Annotated in this window: 4 protein-coding genes; 2 read left to right on the top strand and 2 right to left on the bottom strand. The window is 62.8% G+C overall.

The annotated features are described in order from the left end of the window. Positions 1–199: 199 nt before the first annotated feature. Together DC522_RS32750 and DC522_RS32745 are read right to left on the bottom strand one after the other, a co-directional pair. On the bottom strand, positions 200–1,057 hold the full coding sequence (locus DC522_RS32750; RefSeq protein WP_116532593.1) for an SIS domain-containing protein: 858 nt from the start codon (positions 1,055–1,057) through the stop codon (positions 200–202). A 508-nt stretch (positions 1,058–1,565) separates the two neighbouring features. Then, positions 1,566–1,910 carry a hypothetical protein gene (locus tag DC522_RS32745; protein ID WP_245444736.1) on the bottom strand — a complete coding sequence of 115 codons (345 nt, stop codon included), beginning with the start codon at positions 1,908–1,910 and terminating at the stop codon, positions 1,566–1,568. Positions 1,911–1,996: 86 nt separating this feature from the next. Between DC522_RS32745 and DC522_RS32740 the strand changes: the two genes are divergently transcribed. Beyond that, positions 1,997–2,362 carry a response regulator gene (locus DC522_RS32740; protein WP_165820432.1) on the top strand — a complete coding sequence of 122 codons (366 nt, stop codon included), beginning with the start codon at positions 1,997–1,999 and terminating at the stop codon, positions 2,360–2,362. Between the two features lie 318 nt (positions 2,363–2,680). Continuing rightward, the gene (locus DC522_RS32735) at positions 2,681–3,784 is read left to right on the top strand and encodes a DUF2252 family protein (RefSeq protein ID WP_116532591.1); all 1,104 of its coding nucleotides are present in this window, start codon (positions 2,681–2,683) and stop codon (positions 3,782–3,784) included. Positions 3,785–3,849: the final 65 nt, after the last annotated feature.

Below are 3,849 nucleotides of genomic sequence, written 5' to 3'. Positions count from 1 at the left end.
GATCATGGTTGGCGCCACGGGATGCCATCCGCCAGGGCGACTGGGGCCGGATCACCGATCTGGCTCGGGCGACGCTGAGCCTGAAAGAGAACAGTCCACAATAAACGGCATTCATTGCCCGGAAATCTCACGAGACGCGTTCAGCCATGTGAGCATCCAGCGAACCGGAAATCTCCGCCCGATGAAGCATAACGGCCTATTACGTCGCGGACCGCTTTTCGCGCACGCTTTTCTTGCCACGCTCCAGCGACCGGATCTTCTCTGGTCCACGCTCCAGGGCAACCAGCACCGCCAGGATGTCGATGATGGCAAGATGAGTGAGGCGCGAGGTCATCGAGGCATAGATGGTCTCATCGTCGTGAACGTCGGTCGACAGCGTCAGATTGCAGTGGCGCGTCAAGGGCGAGCCGCCCGTGGTGATGCCGATGACCTGGGCCCCGGCGCCCCGGGCGATCTCGACCGACCGGATCAGATCGAGCGTCCGCCCCCCGGCCGAGATGGCGACAACGACGTCCGAGGGGCCAAGCAATGTTGCCGACATGGCATGGACGTGAGGATCCGAGTACGCGACCGTCGGAATTCCGAGCCGGAAAAACTTGTGCTGGGCGTCGAGCGCCACGATCCCTGAACTGCCCTGCCCATAGAACTCGATACGAGCCGCGCGAGTCAGGATGGCGACCGCTGATTTGAGAATGCCGCTGTCGAGTCGATCGCGCAGGGAAAGGAGGGCGCTGACGGACCTGTCAACAACCTTCCCCGCGGCGATCCCGATAGGATCATCGGCCCTGACGTCTTGATGGACGAACGGTACACTGCCCCCGAGGCTGCGGGCCACCTGGATCTTGAACTCCTTCCAGCCCGAAAACCCAACCGACTTACAGAACCGTGCCACCGTTGGCTCGCTGACGCCCGCTGCCTTGCTGAGAGCCTCGATTGAGAGTTCCAGCACGCTCTGCGGGGCGTTCAGGACGTAGTCGGCGACCCGAGCTTCCGACCGGCTCAGGCCGTCGCGAGCAGCCTCGATTTGAGCCAGAAGACTGGTGGGGCTTTGATCCATTGTGACGTCCATCAGACCGTTGGCAACTTAACCGAGAGCAAAGAGGGTAGCTGATCGGATATACTCATCATTCGTGCCAGCCATTCCACAGCGTACATTGTGCAAGTCCGTAGCAGGTTTACTCCCAAAAGGGGAAATTACAGTTTAAGCCTCAGTCCTTGGCCCTGCGCCGCGAGCACGGCTGCGATCATTTCGAATGTCGCATTCTGGCACTTCCCGGAACTACGCCGAATGTCCGCTCAAGAGGGGAACACCGGACGTTCCTGAAGGGCAGGCGATTTCCCGGTTCGACCGTGCTTGGGTCACTTCATCATTGTGTTGTGACGGCCAGCAATGCCCGGATCAGCCTTGTTCGGGAAACATGTGGGGCCAGACGAGGCCAATGTGCCGCTCCGGCGCATTCAACGGCAGAACAATCTCTGCGACTGAGAACTCCGCCGGCCGATGCGCTCATTGATAGGAGAGAGCATCGGACCCAAAAGTGGGCTCCACTTTTGGGTCCGATGCTTTAGTCCTCCGACCGACTTGGAAAGAGCCGCTGCCGCAGGGATGTCCATTTCGCAATCAGCCAGAGCGTAAACCGCCCGACCGGCTCCCGCAGGAATGCCAGGTCATAGGCGATCAGCAGGAGCCCGAGCGGCAGCATCCAGAGGCCCAGGAGCGGCAGGATCGAGAAGGTACCGCCGAGAACGAGGAGCACCCCGGCCGGGATACGGATCCAGCGAGCGTCCGGGTGCCGAAGGCTTCGAAGCACACGCGCCACCTTGCCGGGCACTTCCTGTTCCAGCTGGCTGAATGCCCGTCGCAGGACAGCCTTGCCGTTGCCGCTTGCCATGCTGTCTGAAGCGCTCACATGAGCAAGAGTTCCGCTCGGTCTCCAGCGTGCAACCCCACACGGTCCTTGCGGTTGACTCGGGAAGCACCGCAAGGGGCCTCATCATGCTCAGCGGCATCCGGGTCCTGATTGTCGAGGATGACACCCTGGTCGCCGCGACGCTGTCGGACGCGGTGGAGATGGCCGGGGGCGAGGTTGTGGGCGTGGCTCACACCGTCAGCGAGGCCCGCGAGATGGTCAAGCTGCTGATCTTCGACGCCGCGGTGCTCGATCTTCAGCTGCCCGACGGCGACGTCACGCCGGTTCTGGAGGCGCTCCACGCCCGCCAAGCTCCCACCGTGGTCTACAGCGGCGGCGAGTTGCCGGAGAAGGTCAGAGCACGACACCCGGAACTGGTGGCGCTTCGCAAGCCGGTCCTCCCGGGACGACTTGTGGCCGAGATCCTCCGGGCGCGCGGAAAGGGCCTGTAGTCCCTGCCGCCTATCATCCGACTCAAGAGGGCGCGGCTCACCCGGCCCCATCGAGAATAAGCCAGCTGGAGCCCGAAGGTGGAGGCAAAGCCAAAACCACAAAGCATCTCGTTGAATGGAATAACCGAGGGTCCCAGGAACTGCTCCACGCCTCCTCTACCCATCGCTGATGGCCGAGGCTCAAACTTGACATTTGGCAGGTATGTTCCTGCCCCAGGCGCATTTTCAGAGCTGCAGGTTCTCTGAAGATCTCTTTGGTACTTGGACGTTAGGACGGCAGACGCAGTCTTGGCCGAGAGTTCGGTGGAGGAGATTTCAATGATTCGGCATGGGGCAGAGCTATCCGTTGAAGCGGCGACACAGGTTTATCTCGCCTGGATGGCTCGCTACTGCATCCTTGACGAGCACGGCCTCAGGCTTAAGCAGGCGAAGATGCGCGAGAGCCCCTTCGCCTTCCTACGGGGTACGTTCTATCGCTGGTCCCACCACTTCGCGGCGACGCCTGACGAGGTCCGATCCGCCCCATCCTTCCTGATCGTCGGGGATATCCATCTGGAAAATTTCGGCACCTGGCGGGACCGTGAGGGCCGGCTGGCCTGGGGCATCAATGACTTCGATGAGGCGGCCGAACTTCCGGTCACCAGCGACCTCGTGCGGCTCGCCACGAGCGCCGTGCTGGAAGCACGGCGGGAGGCATTTCAGCTGACGGCTCATGAGGCCGCGGATACGATCCTGGAGGGCTACTGGGCACACCTGAAGTTCGGGCCTGAACCCTTCATCCTTGAGGACCGACACGCGTGGCTGCGCGACCTCGCCGCAGCGACGGGGAGCAACGCCCGCAAGCATTGGCGCAAGCTACTGAACCAGAAGGAGGTGGACGAACCCGCCCTCCCGGAAGAGGCGCGTGAGCTTCTGCGGTCCCATTTGCCGGAGGGGGCTGCCCCCGTCCGGTTCTTCCGCCGGATGGCCGGTCTCGGCAGCCTGGGTCGGCCCCGCTTCATGGCCGTGGCGGAGTGGTGCGGTGGCCTCGTGGCCCGCGAGGCTAAAGCAGCGGTCCCATCGGCGGTGCATGTCGCCCTGTCCCAGGTCGACGATCCGACCGGCTCGTCTCGTAAGGCAGTGGAACGAGCCTGTCGAGCGCAGGATCCGGCCCTGCACATCGGCGAGCGCTGGGTGGTCCGGCGGCTCTCGCCGGAGGCACGCAAGGTCGAGATCGACGAAGTGGAGCATGCCCCGGATCAGAAACACCTCCTGCATGCGATGGGGCGGGAACTGGCCAATGTTCACCTTGGCTCGGCGGGCGGAGCCGTCGCGATCCGCTCCTATCTTGATAGATTGCCCGACGATTGGCTTCGGATCGCATCATGTCGGGCTGCTGAGCGTGTCCAGGAGGACTATGAGGCGTTCCTGCGCCTGTCCTAACGCACAACGGCCGCCGGAACGATCCCGCAGAGATCGCGTTGGCGGGGCAAAGAGAAGACATGCCA

This window comes from Microvirga sp. KLBC 81 (genome assembly GCF_003075415.1).
In the GTDB taxonomy this organism is placed as follows: domain Bacteria; phylum Pseudomonadota; class Alphaproteobacteria; order Rhizobiales; family Beijerinckiaceae; genus Microvirga.
Note: the sequence above shows the minus strand (reverse complement) of the source record. Positions and strands in the feature narration are given on the sequence as shown.

Coding starts and splice junctions, on each gene's coding strand:
- DC522_RS32740 (WP_165820432.1), top strand. CDS start 1,997: ATGCTCAGCGGCATCCGGGTCCTGATTGTCGAGGATGACACCCTGGTC.
- DC522_RS32735 (WP_116532591.1), top strand. CDS start 2,681: ATGATTCGGCATGGGGCAGAGCTATCCGTTGAAGCGGCGACACAGGTT.
- DC522_RS32750 (WP_116532593.1), bottom strand. CDS start 1,057: ATGGATCAAAGCCCCACCAGTCTTCTGGCTCAAATCGAGGCTGCTCGC.